This window comes from Candidatus Mancarchaeum acidiphilum, from assembly GCF_002214165.1.
Lineage (GTDB): Archaea > Micrarchaeota > Micrarchaeia > Micrarchaeales > Micrarchaeaceae > Mancarchaeum > Mancarchaeum acidiphilum.
Genome location: NZ_CP019964.1, coordinates 745,362 through 765,027 on the forward strand (window position 1 = coordinate 745,362; position 19,666 = coordinate 765,027).

Consider the following 19,666-nt stretch of genomic DNA (forward strand, 5'->3'; position numbering starts at 1 on the left):
GAATCCTACCTCTGGTAAATGGTTGGTTTTACGCCACTTTTGATAAACAGTGGCTTATATATTTTATTCCTGCCTTATTGTCGTTTTATAATCTGATTTGCATTTAACTATTTTTATATTACGGGCTTCATTCAGAGCATTTATGATATAAAAATCAATGAACTCTATTTTCATGTTAGATAAGAGTAGGTATCGAAATTTGCTGTCTCCGACATGTTGTTGTAAACCGTCACATTTATTGTGTATGGAGGAGGGTTTGGCGTGTATGGTGGATGGTCTCCTGGATAACTATAACACCCATTGCCACTGCAGGTCCAGTTATTAAGGTAGTTTACATAACAGGTGCGGCCACTGCAGCTTGGAGGCTTTTTGAGTAGCGCTTCTATTTCTATGGTGCTTCCGCAATTGACTTCTTCACTGCTTGGGGATACGGACCCCGGACCGGATGAGCTTAATCCAAGTTCATATGTTTTAAGGCTGAAAGTTGCAGCTTCTACTATAGGGCTTGACATCACAACAAAGGCAGATGTATATGGATATGTGGTCTGCTGCTCTGGCCCACTCCAACAGTTATTTCCACTGCAGGTCCAACCATTAAATGTTGCACAGCTATTTGAAGTGGAATATGAAAGTGATATATCAGAATATGGGGTTTCCCAATAAGTTGACGATGATGTGGTTGATCCTCCGGGTGAAGCAGTAGCTGTCCCATCACCAGATGGGCTTACTAGAAGTATTAATGCGACATCGTAGTTCGCCTGCTCCATGAACGGTACAGTTGGAACTTTAACCGTCAAGGTTGTATTATATGTGTAGTAGGTACACAAAACTACATTACACTCACCCTGAACCGTTGTGTAACAATCGCTGGATGAAATACCTGATGGACAATCAGACCCACCACAGGAATCATATTGAGTACACTGATTAGCAACATGGCTTGGATTATAATAGCCAGTCCAGTTGACAAACTTGTAGCCTGTATTGTTAACTTCTGAAAAAGTGATTGAAGATCCGGGGAAGTACCAGCCACTGCCAGGCGAAAGGGAGTAAGCTGCACCTGAAGGCGATGAGAGCTCAGTTAGGTATACATCGTAGTTGGCCTGCTCTTTGAAGTCCACACTTGGTACAGTCAAGCTGAATTGGGATAAAGTACTCTTCTCGTAGCCAGTCCAATTGACAAACTTATATCCTGTATTGTTCTTTCCGGATAAAGTGATTGAAGATCCGGGGAAGTACCAGCCACTGCCAGGATTTAATGAGGAAACCCCACTTGATGGGTAGGAGAGCTCAGTTAGGTATACATCGTAGTTGGCCTGCTCCGTGAACGGTACTGTCGGAACTGTCATGCCAAATGAGGATGAAGTACTCTTCTCGTAGCCAGTCCAGTTGACAAACTTATATCCTGTGTTGTTCTTTCCGGATAAAGTGATCGAAGTTCCAGGTGCGTACCAGCCGCTGCCAGGTGATAATGAATAAGCCGCATTTGATGGGTATGAAAGCTCAGTTAGGTATACATCGTAGTTGGCCTGTTCGGTAAATGGTTCTGTCGGAACTGTCATGCCAAAGGATGAAGAAGTGCTGCCTTCATATCCTGTCCAGCCTATAAATAAGTATCCTGTATTGTTCGTCTCGGACAATGTGATTGAATTTCCAGGGAAGTACCAGCCACTGCCAGGCGAAAGCGTCTTTGCACCCCCTGAAGGGAATGAGAGCTCTGTAAGGTATATATCGTAGTTGGCCTGCTCCGTGAAGTCTGTATTTGGAACTGCCATCGTGAAAGATGAAGAAGTGCTCTTCTCGTATCCTGTCCAATTGACAAACTTGTATCCTGTGTTGTTAGTCTCGGACAATGTTATTGATGAGTTTGGTAGATACCAGCCACTGCCAGGCGAAAGCTTCTTTGCACCTCCTGAAGGGAATGAGAGCTCAGTTAGGTATACATCGTAATCAGCGGTTTCGTTGAAAGGAGAATTTGGTGCAGTCATTGTAAAGTTTGAAGAATTGCCGCTATCATATCCTACCCATTTCGCAAATTTGTATCCTGTTGTATTGGTCTCTGTGAAATACAGGGAAGCTCCGGGTGTTTCCCAGAAAATAGAGGATGAATTAGTTGATCCTCCTGGAGACACTGTTGCCTTTCCATCTCCGTGTTCATATACTGATAGTTTTAGGGCAACTGCGTATTCCGCAGTTTCCGTGAATGGGGTACTTGGCACAGTTATTGATAATTGGTTATTGGTTGAGCTGAACTGGCCTGTCCAATTGACAAACTTGTAGCCTGTGTTGTTCACTTCTGTTAGTGTAATTGATGAATCCGGTGCGTACCATCCAGTTCCAGGTGAAAGCGTCTTTGCACCATTTGATGGTGATGAGAGCTCTGTAAGGTATACATCATAGTTGGCCTGCTCCGTGAAGTCTGTATTCGGCACTACCATTGTAAATGATGAGGATGCATTGTTCTCATATCCTGTCCATCCTGCAAACTTATATCCAGTATTATTTACTTCTGTTAGTGTAATTGATGAATCCGGTGCGTACCAGCCGCTTCCGGGCAATAATGATGAAGCCGCACTTGAAGGTGATGCAAGTTCATTTAAATATACATCATATTCTGCAGTTTCGTTTATAGGATAATCCATTGTTACAGTTGGTGATGTGTTGTCTCCCGTATAGTTGCCTGTACCCAATCCGGAATATCCATAAAACTTGAATGTTGAATTTGCAGGTGACTCTCCTAGTGTTACCTTTGATCCATAAGATTCAGGATAACTTTTGAATGTTGATGAATTTGTGGATGTGCCAGAGGGAGTTGACGCGGTTATTGTCCCATCGCCTCCTGGGATTACTCTCAATGAAAGCATAGGGTCAAAATTTGCTGTCTCGTTTACTGGATTAGACATTATAATTGTTGGGGATTGGCTGTTTCCAGAATAACATGTGCTTCCTATTGATGTGGATGCAGCACATGTCCAGTTTGCGAAAACCCATTCTTTTGGATTGGAGGATTTCGCGGAAAGCTGCAATGATGAATCCTTCTTGTAATACCCGTTCGAGGATAATGGGGACGATGATACAACACCTGAAGAATATGATGGATTGACATTTTCATTTAGCTTGTAGTAAGTTGTGTAATTGAATGAAACTGTCGTTGAATTGCAGTATATTGGTATTGATCCTGTCGAATTGTAGTACTTTACGCCGTTTGATTCCGCATATGTGAAGTTCTCGTATGCCTCGTTTGATACCAGTGTAACCTGTGATGGCGTTGAGTAGTTAAGTTCGGAATTGCATATTGTGGTCCCAGTTGCATTCTTTGTGAATGTGGTGCTGTTGATTGGAGTTGTTATGGTAACCTTACCATAAGGGACATTGAATATCAAGTGGTACTGGGTTACAGGTGAAAAGTTTATGTATACGTAATGGCTTGTGTAATTTCCAAAAGTCGCATTCACTTTTATGTTGCCAATAGTTGTTCCATATACAAATGAGTGTGCGATTCCCTGCGACGAGGTAGATGCATAAGTAGGGAACAATGTTTCCTCATCTGGAACCTCTGTGAAATTCACAGTTGATCCTGCAAGAGGATATCCGAGGAATATGACATTTGCGGTCAGTTCGTCAGGATAATTATCAGCAGGCCATCTTCCGTTGTGACCACTTGATGCATTAAGTGAAATTGTCAATGAAGGCTTTACCACCAATGCGACATGTGCATTGAATTTTCCTGCATAAATCTGCTTTGGTGCATTTGTACATGAGGAAGAATTTGATAGTGCACAGTCATCAGAATTTAAATAAAGGTTTCCATATGCATAGGCATTTGTTGGTAAGTACGTCGACATATTTGCAATGCATATTATGGATCCTCCAGGAAGCACATAACTTGGATAGCAAGAATGGGTAACATTAACCTTGTTATATTCTACAGTAATTGATGGATCTTTTATAGCGTAATCTTTGCTATTTGTAAGAAGCAGAGATATTGTAGATGTATGGGATATTGAATTTGATCCAAGTTCCATGTCCTCGCAGTTTGCTCCTGTTGTAAACGAGCAACTGTTTGGAATCACACTAGATGGGACCGCAACGAAAAAGTATAGGAGTGACACTATTATTGCAATTATAAGTATTGCCCAACCATAAGTAACAAGGTATTCAAGAGCAGATTGCGCTTCACTGTGCTCTTTTATGGAGTCAGTTTCAATCTTTTTCTCTAGCCTTTTCATGCTCTTTTTGCTATCTCTCTTATTACGGCGATCCGCCATTTATATCTTATATAAGATTATATTTATATTATTTAATAGTTTCTTTTAAAAGTCGCTCGACCCTACTATTTAAATATTATTATAACTTATTCTTAATATTATGAAGATTTTAATTCAATTCCCTGAAGGGCTCAAGGACAAGGTTTTTGACTATGCCAAGAAATTGGAGGAGGAAGGCAACGAAGTTTACATAGATGCACATCCAACATTTGGTGCATGCGACCTTGCTATAGAAGAAGCAAAAACGCTTAAAGTGGATAAATTGATACATTTTGGGCACGCGGAATATGGTCATGACAGGCTTCCAAAAGATTTGGGGTTCGAAGTAGAATACAACGAATACAAGATAGAAGCCCCGCTTAACTTGCTCCCTGAATCTCTTGATTATTTAAAAGATTATGGAGTGATAGGTCTAGTTACTACAGTACAGCACCAGCACCAGCTTAGTGAGATAAAAGAATTTTATGAGAAAAATGGAAAATCGATTATGATAGGCAAGCCCTATGGGCTGGCTAGGAAAGAAGGCCAAGTATTAGGGTGCGATGTTGGTAGCGCTACAACCATAGATAAAAGCGTTGATGCATTTGTGTACTTCGGTGGAGGGGTATTCCACCCATTGGGGGCTGTGATAGCGACCACCAAGCCCTTCCTGATAATTGATCCATTCAACGGAGAGGTCAAATTCATAGACTACATGAGAGAGCAGTACAGCAAGAGACGCAAAGGCCTTATAATGTCTTCGATTAATGCAAAGAAGTTTGGGCTTCTGGTAAGCACAAAGAATGGCCAGTACAACAAAGCACTTGCCGACTTGTTGAAGAAAAAGATAGAGTCTTCCGGACTGCAGGCAGAGATTCTTATAACGAATACCTTTGATTTTGGATCAATAGACAATATGATTGATATAGATGCTTTTGTAAATACAGCTTGCCCAAGAATAGCTATCGATGATGTTGACAGAATAAGGAAACCTTTATTGGATGCAAATGAGCTTATGGAAGTGCTTAAGATAAAGGAGGATTCAGAAAAGCTTAAAGAAATAGCGGAATCAGGATCACGGTCCTGAGTTTAAAATAAAAAACAGAAAAATCAGATTTTTGATTCTTTTAAGTTTTCTATTGCTACTTCTTTGGAATCAAATTTTTCGAATTTCATGAACTTCCCTTTTTCAAGCTCTTTGTAATGCTCAAAGAAGTGCTTAATCTTGTCCTTCATATATTGTGGGAAATCCTCTATGTCCTTTATGCTTGAAAAAGACGGGTCAACCTTGTCCACTGGGACTGCTATTACCTTGTTGTCGGACCCTTCTTCATCGGACATTATAGCTATACCTATTGGTCTGCATTTTATTATGTTTCCGGACCCTATAGGCTGCTGGGAGATTACAAGAATGTCCAATGGGTCTCCATCCTTTGCTTTTGTGCCTAATGCAAATCCGTAGTTTGTCGGATATACCATTGACGTAAAAAGAAATCTGTCTACGACTACATTGTCCAATTCTGGCTTGTATTCATACTTTATTCCACTTCCCATTGGAATTTCTATAAAGGAGTAGAAGGTTTCAGGAAAATCGTCTGTTTGCTTAGAAAAATTCATTTGATGCACCTAAATACAAGAAGAATTCAGCTTCGAGAATTAATGCAGGTACCTTAACAACGTTTAATTTTTTGAGGTGATCTATCCGCAGGTTCCCCTACGGATACCTTGTTATACCTTAGCCCTCCTCGCGAAACCCTAACTCGAAAATGCCTAATGGCATCGCCTCGTTAAAACCTCACTTGGGTGACTTGGTAGGCAGTGTGTGCAAGGAGCAGGGACAAATTCACCGCTCGATAGTGACAAGCGATTACTAGGGATTCCATCTTCATGAGGGCGAGTTGCAGCCCTCAATCCGAACTTAGGTCAGTTTTAGGGGATTTGCTTTGCCTTTCGGCATTGCGTCCCATTGTGCTGATCTTTGTATGCCGCGTGTAGCCCGGGAGATTCGGAGCATACTGACGTATCGTCGCTCTCTCCTTCCTCCTCTTTAAACAGAGGCGGTCTCAACAGAGTGCTCAACCTATCTCTAAGCTGGTGGCAACTGTTGACAAAAGTCTCGCTCGTTTCCGGGTTCAATGAATGACACGTGCAACCTTTAAGCTATAACCCTTTATAAGTGCTATAAACAGATTAGGGTTCAGCATAAATGATTTACTCTTTCCATTTGAATGTATGTTGAGCTTTTCCAATAATAGGGAATCACCCGCATCCAAACGATTGATATAAATCCTGCCATTGCTAGTCCTTCCTCCATTGTAATCAAATATCGCTGCAAAATATGCAGATGAATATTCATTCAGGTATTTGAATATAAAGGATTTCCTTTCTAAGGATCTATCGAATAGCTTTTTCAATTTTGAATTATAAAGGGTTATCACGTTCAAATTCTCTTTTTTCTCTATATGTAACTTGCCAGGCTTTATCTCGAATTCGGATGTAAGCAGCTTTATAAATTTTTCCGCAAGCTCATCATCGCTTGTCTTCAAATTTATAAGGTCCTTGCTTCCGCATTCGTATAATCCTAACAAATAACACCTATTAGGGTTAAGCTTTAGTTTTTGCACCATTTGTATCACTCATTAAACTTACCGGACTTAACCGGACAGTTCACACCACGAGCTGACGGTCGCCATGCACTACCTCTCGGCTTGTCAGGTAAGATCTTTAGTCTGGCCTTCACACTGCCGTCGCTCCCGGTAATATTTCCGACGTTGGATTCAATTAAACCGTAGCATCCACCCCTTGTGTGCTCCCCCGCCAATTGCTTTAAGTTTTAATCTTGCGACCGTACTCCCCAGGCGGCAGACTTAACGCTTTTGCTACGGTACTGCAAGCATTCAAGATACTTGCAACACCAGAGTCTGCATAATTTACTGCTAGGGCTACTCGGGTATCTGATCCGATTCGTTCTCCTAGCCTTCGCTCCTCACCGTCGGATGCGTTCTGGTCAAGCGCCTTCGCCACCGTTAGTCCTTATAGGATTACAGGATTTTACCCCTCCCCTATAAGTACTCTTGACCTCACCCGCTCCCTAGTCAATGGGTATCTCATGCACGCATTGATGTTGAGCACCAATATTTCACATAAGACGGCATTGACCGGCTACGAGCGCTTTAAGCCCAATAATCGTGGACACCACTTGTGCTGCGAGTATTACCGTGGCGGCTGCCACTCGTCTTGCCCAGCACTTATTCGCCAAGCTTGCTATACTTGGCAAAAGATTTACTTTCGTAAACCACTCAGATTCCCCCCATCATGCTTTCGCACATTGTGGAGTTTGCGCGCCTGCTGCACGCCGTAGCGCTAGGGCCCTTGCCTCAGTGCCCTTCTCGGGGCTTATGCTCCCACATCCCCTACGGGTTATAGGTATGGTGGGCCATTACCCCGCCATCTGCCTGATCCGCCGCAGTCTCATCGTAAAGCGGAAACACTCCAATTCATGCTCCTTTCGATTAAAACTCCTTCCAGATGTCTTAATCTATAAGGTATTAGCCTCAGTTTCCCAAGGTTATCCCTTTCTTTACGTTAGATTAACTACGTGTTACTGAGCCGTACGCTGCCCAAAGATGCCTTTGAGCTAACTTGCATGGCTGTCGAAATCTGATAGCAGTGTCCTCCAGCAGCATCGACTGGAATTACTGGCTGCACATTAATTTCAAAACTTAAAAATTGTTGGGTACCAATTTGCACTTCTCGAAGCTGAATCCAATTCCAAGCAGGAATTTTCATATAATACTTTGACAAGTTCATCTAAACTTATCAAAATTCATCAATATATTAGAGGGAAAGGTATAAATACCTTATTATTTTTTGCTATTTTCTATTTGTCGTCTTAAGATTTGACAAATTAGCCGTTAAAAACTGCAAAAACTCCGCAAATTTCCCTATATTTTATTGGATTCACCACTTTTACATTGCCTGTGGTGCTCTGCCATTATCATGTAAACAAAACCAATAATAATATTTTATCGCCATATTTTGATGATTACATGGACGATGTATCCTATATAGATTCAATCAATAATAAGATAAACAGTTATAAGGATGAAATGATCTCTTCTTTGTCGGAATTAGTTGGCATGCCTGCAATCTCCCCAGAGATAGGAGGCAAAGGCGAACTTGAGCGCGCAGGATGGATAACTGAATTTCTTAAAGGCATTGGTGTAACTGAGATCAAGAGATATGATTACACTGATACAACAGGTGCTACAAGGCCAAATATAGTTTCTAAAGTGGGCACAAATAAAAGGACAATATGGATACTGTGCCACATGGACACGGTGGCTGCGGGCGATCTTTCGCTTTGGAAGCAGGATCCATTCAAGGCATACGTTGAAGATGGAAAGATTTATGGAAGGGGAACTAATGACAATGGCCAATCCTTGATAGCGACATTGTACGCTGCAAAAGCTATAATAGAGCTTAAGGTAAACTTGCAGTATAACTTTGGCATGGTTTTTGTGGCAGATGAGGAGATAGGAAGCCATTACGGAGCAGAGAGACTGGCCAAGGAGGGCATATTTGGAAGCGATGACATGATGCTTGTCCCTGATTGGGGAGTGCCAACAGGAGATAAAATAGAGATTGCAGAGAAAAGTATACTGTGGATTAAAGTTACTGCTTCTGGAAAACAGGTACATGCAAGTACTCCTGAGGACGGAGTAAATGCTTATAAGCTAGCAGTAAAATTCCTTAATGACCTGGATGACCAACTCCATTCTAAGTATAATGTTAAAGATGAGAGGTTTGATTATCCGGTATCATCATTTGAAATGACAAAGCACGACAAGAACGTGGACAGCATAAACATAATACCGGGAAAAGATGTCTCTTACATTGATTGCAGAGTTTTGCCAAATTACAAGCTGGACGAGGTCATTGCAGACATGAAGGCATTGGCGGAAAAGCATTCCAAAAAAGGCAAGATCAATATAGAGGTATTCAACAGGGAAGACGCTGCCAAGCCAACAGACGCAAATTCCGAGATTGTCCAACTGCTGTCAAAGAGGATAAACCAAATCAGGAAGATATCCGTTAGCACGGTTGGGATAGGGGGCGGCACAGTGGCAAAGTACTTCAGAGACAACGGCGTCCCAGTAGCTGTTTGGAGCACTGAGGATGATGTCGCACACCAGCCGAATGAGTATTCCGTTATAGATGCTCTTGTTTCCGATTCAAAGGTATTTGCTTCTTTAGTGCTTTGACTGCTTGATTAGCACAACCCTTGAATAGTTGTCAGCTACCATCGACAACCCTTTATCGGCCTTTACAAGTCTGCAGAACTCTGCAAAGATATTGTCCCCAGGATTAAACTCTTTTACACATTTGAGTGAAGAGCCCTCAAGTATCAGGTTTAGCATCTTGCTGCCCAAATCAAGTTTCAACTCTAGGCTGCTATCCTTGCCGCTTCTTATAATTTTGCTGCTGTCAAGGCTGGATATCTTTGCGAATATTCTTGTGTTTCCCGTTGAATGATCCATCTCCATATAAGGTTCTTGCTTTGATCTGCCCTTGTCCACTTTTTTTAAATCGGTGTCTTTTCCAGAATAAAGAAAATCATTATGCAGGTTAACCAGGGCGTTGCTTATCACTATTTCGTCACTGCTTTTGACCAATTTATTTGCTTTATCGAGTTTCTTGGACAATCTTGATGAGACGAAGAACTTAAGTGTATTTGGGGAGGAACCTATCACTACTAAGCGCTTGGCACCAAACAGCCTGTAACTTTTTATTGATTCTTCATTAAATATCCTATATACTCTATCCTTTATATTGGCAGAATAGAACATGTTCTTGAATTCGTTCTTTATTAGGTCATCCCTCTTTTCTTCTATTAATGACGCTAGTTCCTCCACGGATATGCACTCCGGTCCACTAAGGGATGCACAGAAATTATACCCTTCATATTTCAGCTTACCTGCTTGGTCTTTATTTATCATGCCTTCGTATTCATCAATTATTTTTTCATAATCCACGAGGCCACACCATCCTTGATTTACTAGAGTTTATTATTATAAAAATAGAGTACAGTAAAGTATATATATTAAATACCATTAAGATTTATTTAGCAATCATTAAGTGACCTCCATGGATATAAGCATTAAAAAATTTTCTAAAGATAATTCCTTTGAATTGGACTTTGACAATGGGCTAGAGATAGTCAAGAGGGGAGATAAAAAGCTTGTCTGGCTAGGCACTGAGCCAATAAGCAGGATAAGGAAGATCCTTGGCATTGAAAAGAATAATGCAATATCCCTTAAGCCGGAAGAGGCGATATATTTCACTGAGGAACAGGCTAAAAAGATGGAAGGCTGTGTATTGCTATGCTATAATGGCACTACGTCAGCATTTTTGAATAATTATTTCAAGAAAAAGTTTGGTGTCAATACCTATCTTTTGGATGGTGGCCTGAAGGGGCATGAAGACAACTACAAATTATTTGATGACAGCCACCTTCTTAAGAAATAAAGATAAAAACTTTTAGACTAATCCTGCTCTATCATCTCTTCCAGCAATTTCAGTATGCTGGAGAAACTTTTTCCTTTTACATGTACATTTGCTGACTCTATTACTTCTACATCATCAGTATTGAAAGCAATTCCCAATCCTACTTCCCTTAAGGCATCTTTATCATTAACCCCATCGCCGATGAAGAGCACGTTATCCAGGCTTATGCCTTCATTTTTGCAAATTTCGGATATCGCTTTTACCTTCCCCGAAAAGTTGTAATTATGTATCTCTTTGTCCACAAGCCTGCCATTTTTATCAAATATGTAATGGTTTGATATGAACTCATAATCTATCTTTATGTTATTTGCTTCGGCAAAAATGTCAAATGCATTTTTAATGCTTCCAGAGACTACGGCAATTTTTATACCGTTTTTATGCAGGTAGTTTATCATTTTCTTAAGGCCTAACGCAGGCTTAAGGTGGCTTATTGCAAGTTCTAAGATGTCATCTTGCGTGACTCCGTGCTTTTGGTATAGTTCAAAGGACTTTATCGACCATTCCAGGAGTCTGGCTTCATCCAAGTTGTCTTTGTATTTTTCCCTAAGTTCCTGCGCCTCCTTGCCCAAGCCTTTCCTGCTGTCCAATAACCTGAATATGGAGCTTCCGTTCTTTGACCTTACAATTGTGCCGTCAATATCAAAGACTGCTAATTTTATCTCCTTTTTGGTTTTATTGGTTGCCATAGAATACTCCTCTATAAAAATACCTGTTAGATTAAGATTAAAAATATTAAACTCTTCTCCTTTTATGATCCTTGCTTCGCTTGATTTTCTTAAGGCGGACCGCTTCATAAGCTGCAATTATTAGGATGGCGAATAGCACAACGATTGACAGGATTGCCTGAATAGTTACCATGTAAATCTCTTCTGCATTTGAACCTGATTCCACGTGCACAGGCAAAGCGAGATTCGATTTCAAAGATAGCGAGTAATTGCCGTATACATTGCTTATCGTCACAGTGCCGTTTCTGGATGTATGGTATACCGAGGATGTGCCATTTTCGAATTTTGCGTCTATGGTGGCATCCAATGGACTATCAAACATATAGCTTAGAGCGGTTATTCTGACATTATAAAGAGGCACCGTAAGATAGTAGCTTGCATCGGCTGCCGTTATCGTTTTGTTTATTGGGATGCTATTTCTGTCATATTCTGCGCCTTCCACGTTGTAACTCTGGCCCGCATCGAGAAATGGAGAAGTGTTATAAGTTTCGTTGTTTATTATTATCTCGGTTATATCTGCATTCTCGTTTTCTAGATTCTTTATTATAAAATTGGCCCTGTCCTCCTTTTGGTATATTGGCTCTATGCTATAGCTCTCGTTGACCAAAATTGAGATTCCGGGACTGCTTGTATTCAATAGATTGCCGTTTATTAACCATTTGCTAAGCGCATATCTGGAACTGCTATTTATTCCTATGAATGGAGAATCCACTGATATGTTGGCATATGATGAATCATTGTACCATCCCTCTCCTGATGCACCGAGATACTTGCTTGATACTCCTACATAGTACTGCTTTTGCAATTCTGCTGTCAACTTGACAGGTTTTGTTACCTTGAAATAAATAGGGTCTGTAGTGGAATTGTTGCTCCATTTTACAAATGTATATCTTTCTTTTCCAGAAATGGCTAAAATTGTCTTGTTAATCCCCAGCTCCGCTGTTGAGTTCGCATCGTACCAGCCTGAACCATTGACCCCGCCAATGCTGCTATTTCCAGTTACATAATACTGCCTCTGCCATTCCGCAGTCTCCGAAATATTGGAATCCATTGTTACCTGTGCAGTTCTTGAATCCCCGGAATATGAACCAAATCCTTCTCCTGACCATCCGACAAAAACTTCGCGTTCGGATCCGTTAACGTAGTAATATTCAGGCTCTGATATATTTACCGTAGAATAGGCATTGTACATATCCGAAGCGCTTAGGTTGCCATATTGCGATAGTATATTTAGCTTGAAACCCAGATTCCACAATGTTGTTCCATTGCTTGGCAGATTTATCCCTGATCCTACCTCAAACTCGTCGATTATATTATCTACTTCCGATACTCCGTAATCATTAGGGATTGAAGAATCGCTCCCTGTGCCATAACCGACATATGAAAGCCCTTTTGGGACTTGAAGGTAAACTTTGCCATTATAAAATGAGAGATTTCTGAATATGACTGGGATTATGTTATATGTATCGTTTTTGGCGTTTGAGTATTCACCGATTCCAGTCAATTCATTTGGCCCTGACTGGGGTGTGCCTAAATTCACAGATCCGACTTTGTTTCCGTTGAAATAAAAGTACCATATCCCATTTCCTGACGAGTTAAACGCATAGGTATTAAACTGGCCATTGCTCCCTGCTGCACCATTGGGGCCTATTTCCCCTAAAAACGATCCTGAATAGCCTTTAGGGAAATATTCATAAAACCATGTTGGCGTGCCTTTTGTTAGATATACATTGCCAGAACACCCACTTAAAGTGCAGTCGTCCGGATATAACCCTGTTTCGTTAGGTACCATGTATCCTATCTGTATAAATGCCCCATTTTGCAATGTCTCTCCAGTCCAAAATCCCAATGATCCAATTTTAGGCGTAACCTGAGAAACAGTTTCTATCTGGACTGACCCCCCATAATTGTATTCCGTTGCTCTTGACCCGAAAACACCGCTTTGGAACCAATACTGTGCATTGGCAGAATTTTCCAAACAGGCTAAGGACAGCAGCACGATTAATGTTATGGCGAGATAATTGAAAGATTTCATCTCTAATATTTATGATGTCTAAAATTAAATTGCTTTTCATTTTTGCAGCTAATCTACATTATCCAATAGCCTTAAAGCACTTTCAAATGCTGTAATATTCTCGGTCAGGATCAACTTGCTTTCGCTGCTATCAATATAACGCTTCATGCCATAGGTGGATAATGCTGTAGAAGCTATGTATACCGCGTCAAAGTTATCAGATGATTCAAGAGCTCCCTTGACTAAGCCATACAGATCAGCAGTCTTGGTATCGGATATCTCCACGCCACTTTTCTTATCCATATAGACATACTTACTTACACGAATGGAACGATACTCAAAAAACCTTATCGTATCAATAGTCCTCCTCTTGTTATACGGAGATATCATATAGATGCTTTTGGCATTGTTTGATTTCAGCTTTTTTATAACCTCTTCTTCTGGAAGTATTATTTTTTTATTGGATAGGTTTATTATGCCTGAGTGGTATCTAGACCCATAAGTTCTTCCATAGACTATCAGGTCTGAAACTTTGTCTATCAAGGATATTGCACTTTGCAAGTCTGATTTGAATTTTGATATCTCCTGTGCATTATATGGCTCGTCGCCTTTGACCGATGGCATGCGTGTTGAATGCACAGTTACACCTTCAGGTACCATTTTCCAAAAATCATATTCTATAGCTGCATTGTTTGCTGGGACTATAAGCCCAATTCTACCTTTACTTCTTGGCATTTGATCGCTTTTCTAAATTGTCAAATAGTGAATTTACCATATATGAGGCCGTATATAGGCTTTCTATGCTTGGGTTTAAATTCCATTCAAGCTCTCCATGAGCCAGAAGATTCCTCACATTCAATGATATTTTGAAGGCTTCAACATAATCGCTTTCCATATAACCTTCGGCCCAGCTTAGAAGGGAACCTTGGGAATAAGGGAATGCCCTGCCATTGACCTTGATATCGTACAAACTCATATGTTTCATCTTTACATAAAGTTTAAGCTTCCTGTAATCCATATCTTTTAAAGCTATTGATTTGCCTTTGTATGAAACTATTGCCTCACCACTTACCTGCATTGAGTAAAGCTCTCTCAAGCCCATTTCCATTAAAAGGTAGATTTCCAAAGTTGCTATATCATTAAGGGTGCTGTCTTTCAATGATATTAATCTTTCCGCTGCACCATATATTTTGGATAGCTTTTCGGAAGGAAGCTCGGCTTCATGCTTAGCGCCTATAAAGATTAACGGGATGTTTGCCAATGCTGCACCTACAACTGCCTTGCTGTCAGATATATTTATGTCAAATCTGACATTCCTTATATATAATTTGCCATTTATTGTCTGCACATTTTCTAATTTCCTTGCTATCGCTTCTTCATCCCCCTTTGACCTGTACTGAAGGAAGGAGAGTATTTCGTCCTTTATGACATCGCTGACTTCATTGTGCATTTGCTACACCGATAATAGATTGAAACAAAAAGATTGTTTGGTAGATTTAAAAACCGGAAATATGGGGCTGCCGAGATTTGGACTCGGGTTACTAGCTCCCTAAGCTAGCAGTCTACCAGGTTAGCGTACAGCCCCAACTGCTACTCAATAATTTTCCCTTATAATTATAAATATCTTTCACAAACTTGAATGCAAGAACAAATATATGCGCCTTTGATGCTGCAAATCCTTACAATAAGAACATGAAATCACACAGGATAATTCAATAAAATAAACAAAGAAAAATGAAAAAGATTAAAAATAAGGCATTAACGCTTGTTCAAAGCTTGCCTATGTCCTTTACAAGGTCTATATTTAGGGTTTCCTTCCCTTTTCTCCAGTTTGCAGGCAATGCGCACATATGCCCTTCCTTGTTAGGGGTATCATGCAGGTACTTCAATCCCTGGAATGCGTTATAGATGTGGTCAACATCTTTGCCAAGATTGTCATTGAAGACTGAATAATACTGCAGATTTCCTTCCGGGTCTATTATTATCAGCCCTCTCCTTGCAGCACCACTTTCTTCGTTCAGGAATCCATACTGGCTTATCATGGATTTCTTAAAATCCTCTACCAATGGTATCTGGCTTTTTGATACACGTGGTGAAGTCTGGGCCCATTCCCTATGGGAGAAAATGCTGTCTGCGCTTATTGCAAAAACTTCTGCATTCTCATCCTTGAAATCCCTGTACTTCTTCTCAAGTTCTTCTAGATCCGTAGCGCATACGAATGTAAAATCGCCAGGATAGAAAGTCAGAACATTCCATTTGCCTTTTACAGGGAGTGTTATATCTTCAATTTTATCCTCTTTTGGATAGTAGACTTTTGATTTTACCTCTGGGATCTTCTGTCCTATATCTATATTTGCTACCATATTATTCACCTTTCATTTATATATATGTACTAAAAATATAAATAATTTGCTATTATAATTATATAAATTGATAAAATGTTTAATAAAATTGATAAAGATATCATAAACCTACTTTATTACAACGGAGATATTTCATCAGATGAAATCGCCTCCAAGCTTGGCGTAAGCAAAGGTACGGTAAGGAACCGGCTGATACGATTAAAGGATGAAGGGGTAATTAAAAACTATGGAATTAGGGCTAAATTGCAGAAGATAGGTATGGCGGAGGTTATAGTAGGATTGGAGATTGCCCCTGAAAATTACATACAGGCAACCAAGGATATTGCATCTTATGGTTGGGTAAATGAATTGTACAGGACTTCAGGGGACCATTCAGTAGTAGCTATAATTATATCCGATAGTGAAACAATTCAGGATAAAGTTGCAGACCTGCTTAATGTCAAGGGAGTGAAGAATGTATACCCATCGTTTGTCCAAGATTTGATCAAATAGCTATAGGCTCTTAGTAACCCCATTCTTTGGACATATGCCATTCAAGGGGCATTTGCTGCAATGTGGTATACTTCCGCATAATTCCTTCCCGTGCTCCTTCAGTATATATGCAAAATTGTGCCAGTATTTTTTGTCGATCTTTGACTTCAGCTCTTCCTCTATCTTGTCCGGGTTTTTTGAATCTGCCAGACCTATCCGCTCTGATAGTTTTATTACCCATGTATCCACTGGTATGCCTTCCACCTTTCCATATGCATTTATCAGTATTGTAACTGCTGTCTTCTCTCCTATCCCAGGAAGCTTTAGCAAATCCTCTTTTTCGTCCGGTACCCTGCCGCCGTATTTCTCATCTACAATTCTGCATGCTTCTATTATTCTTTCCGCCTTAGGGTTGGCAAATGTAACGCTGCTTATGTAAGATAGAAGTTCTGCCTTGTCCGCATGCGCATAATCAGCTGCAGTATGATAATTTTCAAACAGTTTTGGGGTAAGCTTATTTATGGTTGTATCTCTTGTCTGCGGTGATAGTATGGCAGCCACAAGCAAGTCTATAGGGGTCTTGAAGTTGAGGTAATATCCAACATTTTTATATTTGTTTTCAAGGATGCTCACTATCTCATTAAACTTCTTGTCGTTTACCATTTCCATTTTAACCACTATTTTCATATATCTGCATTGATCCAGCTTTGGAGAGGTTCTGTCATAACATATTTTGCTTTCTTCAATCCTTCTATGTCTTTCACGCCTAAAAGGAACATTATGGATTTAAGCTCGTAAATTCTCTGCTCCAGGAATTTTTTGACTGCATCGCTTGATTCCGTAGCTGGCCTAAGCGCTGGCCATGCCATCGCTGTCATTGATGCCCCCAATGCGATTGACTTGGCTATATCAAGGCCCGTCCTAAGCCCACCCGATGAAACCACAGGCATCTTCACTTTGTTCACTACAGAGCACAGTGATGCAGCTGTAGGTATGCCCCAGTCCCATAGAAGGCTCCCAAGCAGCTCCTTTCTTTGCATGTTCATCTGCTTGGCACGATAATATTCAACAGCGGAGTAGCTTGTGCCCCCCATACCTGCCACTTCTATTGCACTTACATTGGCTTTCTCTAAGTTGGAGGCCACATCTCCCGATATCCCAAATCCTACCTCTTTAGGTACGACCGGAACGCCTACCTTGTCAACCAATTCCTTTATCCCACCAAGCACCGAGGAATAGTGGGGCTCTCCTTCTGGCTGCACAAGTTCTTGGGCTGGATTCAAATGCGTATATAGTGCATCCGCCTCAAGCATTCTTACCAATTCCCTTGCATCGTCTATGGAAAAACCTTTTGAAATCTGTGCGCCGCCAATATTGGCCCCTATAAAAGCAGATGGGGCGGACTTTCGGGCTATTGAATATGTTTCCTCCAATCTCTTATCATATAAGGCTGCCCTCTGGCTTCCTACTGCCATTCCGAGATTGAGCTCCTCCACTGCTGTGCCTATATTTTCATTTATCTTGTATGCAAGATCTGCTCCTCCTGTCATCGCTCCCACCATCAAAGGTGCGGAAAATTTGTGACCGAGAAAATTAACGGAAGTGTCTATATCGTCAAAATTTATTTCTGGAAGCGAATTATTGATTAGGTGCACACACTCGAATAATGTTGATATTTTCTTTGCCTGCACTGGCTTGTCAATGCATATGTTAATGTGGTCCTCTTTCCTCTGCATTATGTCCTTTATCTTTTCTTCTTTTGCGGAATCTGAATCATGCATAGTATCGTAATTACAACGCAGGCAATAAATAAAAACATTGATATGGATTTCGTTGCTTTAAAAGAACGGACAGACATTTCATATATGCTTGGAAATGTCTAAATTTTAGTATTGCACAATAAAAGCTGATTAGATGAAAGTCAAAAGCAGGAGGTTTATAGGCCTCGTAATAAAAAGGCTTAAAGCAGCTTATCCCGATCAGATGCATACGCAGCTTGAATACTCAAATAAATGGGAGCTTTTGATTGCGGTTATACTTTCTGCGCAGACAACGGATGTATCCGTAAATAAGGTAACTAAAAAACTGTTTGCAAACTTTCCTGGGCCTGAAGACCTGCTTGACCTTAAGCCTGATGATCTGTATCCATATATAAGGTCAATTGGACTTTACAGAGGCAAATCAAAGAGGTTGATAGAGGCTGCAAAAATGTTAGTAAGCCAATTTGATTCAAAGGTTCCAACAAATACAAAGGACCTAATGAAAATTCCGGGAGTTGGCAGGAAGGTTGCAAATGTTGTGCTTTCGGAAGGGTTTGGAATAAATGAAGGCATTGCTATAGATACCCATTGCATAACAGTATCGAACCGCTTAGGGCTGGCCAATACCCATAATCCAGAGGTTATAGAAAGAGTGTTGATCAAAATCACCCCAAAAGATGAATGGAATAACATATCACATCTGTTTATAGCGCTAGGAAGGGACACATGCCAAGCGAGGAAGAAGATATGCGAAAGATGTGTGCTGAATGACATATGCATATCAAGCACTGTGAAAAATGATACCTATAAAAATAGGAATATTCACAATATTTAATGGATAAAAATGAAAGCGGTCTGCCTTTTCAGCGGTGGCAAAGATTCTACATTAGCTTTGCACAGGGCAATTGGAAAAGGAATTGATGTCAGCCAGCTTCTTACCATTGCACCAGAAAATGATTACAGTTACATGTTCCATAAGCCCAATATAAGGTTCACGTCCTTGCAGGCTGAAGCACTAGGTATACCGCAGGTAATAATTAATATTAAAGGCGATAAGGATGAAGAGCTCGCGGACCTCGAATCTGCGATAGCTGATTCAAACGCGGATTTGGTTATAACCGGTGCAATCGCAAGCCAGTACCAAAAAAGCAGGGTAGATGCCATATGCGATAGGCTTGGAATACGGGATTATTCCCCATTATGGGGCATAGAGCCCCTTGAGGAGCTTAAGGAGCTTTCAAAAAGTTTTGATGTGATAATAACCAAGGTTTCTGCAGACGGCATGGATAAGTCCCTGCTTGGAGCACATATAGATGGAGACACTATAATAAAATTATTGGGAATCGAAAGGAGGTTCCACATAAATCTCTCGTTTGAAGGAGGGGAGGCGGAGTCTTTTGTACTTAATGCACCTCTGTTTAAGAAAAAGATAGTGATAGATAAGTCGCATGTAGAAAATGATAGATCTAATGGAGAGTATATAATAGATAGCGCACATTTGGACGATAAAATTTAGGTG

Annotated in this window: 16 protein-coding genes, 1 tRNA gene and 1 rRNA gene; 6 read left to right on the plus strand and 12 right to left on the minus strand. The window is 40.6% G+C overall.

The window, feature by feature from the left end:
• Positions 1-170: 170 nt before the first annotated feature.
• Positions 171-4,268: an InlB B-repeat-containing protein gene (locus Mia14_RS03905; protein ID WP_124216905.1), complete on the minus strand. Its 4,098-nt coding sequence runs from the start codon at positions 4,266-4,268 to the stop codon at positions 171-173.
• A gap of 100 nt (positions 4,269-4,368) precedes the next feature.
• Between Mia14_RS03905 and dph2 the strand changes: the two genes are divergently transcribed.
• Complete coding sequence (gene dph2 / locus Mia14_RS03910) at positions 4,369-5,334, plus strand: diphthamide biosynthesis enzyme Dph2 (protein ID WP_088820349.1); 966 nt, start codon at positions 4,369-4,371, stop codon at positions 5,332-5,334.
• Between the two features lie 23 nt (positions 5,335-5,357).
• Here the strand turns inward: dph2 and ppa are convergent, their stop codons facing one another.
• The gene (gene ppa / locus Mia14_RS03915; RefSeq protein WP_088820350.1) at positions 5,358-5,864 is read right to left on the minus strand and encodes an inorganic diphosphatase; all 507 of its coding nucleotides are present in this window, start codon (positions 5,862-5,864) and stop codon (positions 5,358-5,360) included.
• A gap of 71 nt (positions 5,865-5,935) precedes the next feature.
• Positions 5,936-7,943: ribosomal RNA gene (locus Mia14_RS03920) — 16S ribosomal RNA — on the minus strand.
• A gap of 353 nt (positions 7,944-8,296) precedes the next feature.
• On the opposite strand from Mia14_RS03920, the gene Mia14_RS03925 reads away from it, so the two are divergent.
• Complete coding sequence (locus tag Mia14_RS03925; RefSeq protein WP_088820352.1) at positions 8,297-9,511, plus strand: M20 family metallo-hydrolase; 1,215 nt, start codon at positions 8,297-8,299, stop codon at positions 9,509-9,511.
• On the opposite strand, the gene Mia14_RS03930 is transcribed toward Mia14_RS03925, so the two are convergent.
• Positions 9,500-10,282 carry a hypothetical protein gene (locus tag Mia14_RS03930; protein WP_088820353.1) on the minus strand — a complete coding sequence of 261 codons (783 nt, stop codon included), beginning with the start codon at positions 10,280-10,282 and terminating at the stop codon, positions 9,500-9,502. The genes Mia14_RS03925 and Mia14_RS03930 overlap by 12 nt on opposite strands.
• Positions 10,283-10,394: 112 nt before the next feature.
• Between Mia14_RS03930 and Mia14_RS03935 the strand changes: the two genes are divergently transcribed.
• Positions 10,395-10,775, plus strand: a complete 381-nt coding sequence (locus Mia14_RS03935) for a hypothetical protein (protein ID WP_088820355.1) — start codon at positions 10,395-10,397, stop codon at positions 10,773-10,775.
• A 17-nt stretch (positions 10,776-10,792) separates the two neighbouring features.
• Here the strand turns inward: Mia14_RS03935 and Mia14_RS03940 are convergent, their stop codons facing one another.
• The 6 genes from Mia14_RS03940 to Mia14_RS03965 form a co-directional block, all read right to left on the minus strand.
• Positions 10,793-11,500, minus strand: coding sequence for an HAD family hydrolase (locus tag Mia14_RS03940; protein WP_157891459.1), 708 nt, complete (start codon positions 11,498-11,500; stop codon positions 10,793-10,795).
• A gap of 46 nt (positions 11,501-11,546) precedes the next feature.
• Positions 11,547-13,574: a hypothetical protein gene (locus Mia14_RS03945; protein WP_124216906.1), complete on the minus strand. Its 2,028-nt coding sequence runs from the start codon at positions 13,572-13,574 to the stop codon at positions 11,547-11,549.
• A gap of 48 nt (positions 13,575-13,622) precedes the next feature.
• Entirely contained in the window at positions 13,623-14,288 is a 666-nt protein-coding gene (locus tag Mia14_RS03950; RefSeq protein ID WP_088820360.1) for an arylmalonate decarboxylase, read from the minus strand.
• The gene (locus tag Mia14_RS03955) at positions 14,275-15,003 is read right to left on the minus strand and encodes a hypothetical protein (protein ID WP_088820361.1); all 729 of its coding nucleotides are present in this window, start codon (positions 15,001-15,003) and stop codon (positions 14,275-14,277) included. The genes Mia14_RS03950 and Mia14_RS03955 overlap by 14 nt, the downstream gene beginning before the upstream one ends.
• Before the next feature lie 62 nt (positions 15,004-15,065).
• A tRNA-Pro gene (locus Mia14_RS03960) sits at positions 15,066-15,138 on the minus strand.
• A gap of 184 nt (positions 15,139-15,322) precedes the next feature.
• Positions 15,323-15,916 (minus strand): peroxiredoxin, encoded by a 594-nt coding sequence (locus tag Mia14_RS03965; protein ID WP_088820363.1) that lies wholly within the window; start codon positions 15,914-15,916, stop codon positions 15,323-15,325.
• 75 nt (positions 15,917-15,991) lie between these two features.
• Between Mia14_RS03965 and Mia14_RS03970 the strand changes: the two genes are divergently transcribed.
• Positions 15,992-16,408, plus strand: coding sequence for an Lrp/AsnC family transcriptional regulator (locus Mia14_RS03970; RefSeq protein ID WP_088820364.1), 417 nt, complete (start codon positions 15,992-15,994; stop codon positions 16,406-16,408).
• Here the strand turns inward: Mia14_RS03970 and Mia14_RS03975 are convergent, their stop codons facing one another.
• Both Mia14_RS03975 and fni read right to left on the minus strand, forming a co-directional pair.
• A complete protein-coding gene (locus Mia14_RS03975) occupies positions 16,409-17,056 on the minus strand; it encodes an endonuclease III domain-containing protein (RefSeq protein WP_157891460.1) in 648 nt (215 codons plus the stop codon).
• A gap of 14 nt (positions 17,057-17,070) precedes the next feature.
• Positions 17,071-18,168: a type 2 isopentenyl-diphosphate Delta-isomerase gene (gene fni / locus Mia14_RS03980; protein ID WP_088820366.1), complete on the minus strand. Its 1,098-nt coding sequence runs from the start codon at positions 18,166-18,168 to the stop codon at positions 17,071-17,073.
• Positions 18,169-18,301: 133 nt separating this feature from the next.
• On the opposite strand from fni, the gene nth reads away from it, so the two are divergent.
• Complete coding sequence (gene nth, locus Mia14_RS03985; protein ID WP_088820368.1) at positions 18,302-18,982, plus strand: endonuclease III; 681 nt, start codon at positions 18,302-18,304, stop codon at positions 18,980-18,982.
• Positions 18,983-18,991: 9 nt separating this feature from the next.
• Positions 18,992-19,663 (plus strand): diphthine--ammonia ligase, encoded by a 672-nt coding sequence (locus Mia14_RS03990; protein WP_088820370.1) that lies wholly within the window; start codon positions 18,992-18,994, stop codon positions 19,661-19,663.
• Positions 19,664-19,666 lie beyond the last annotated feature (3 nt).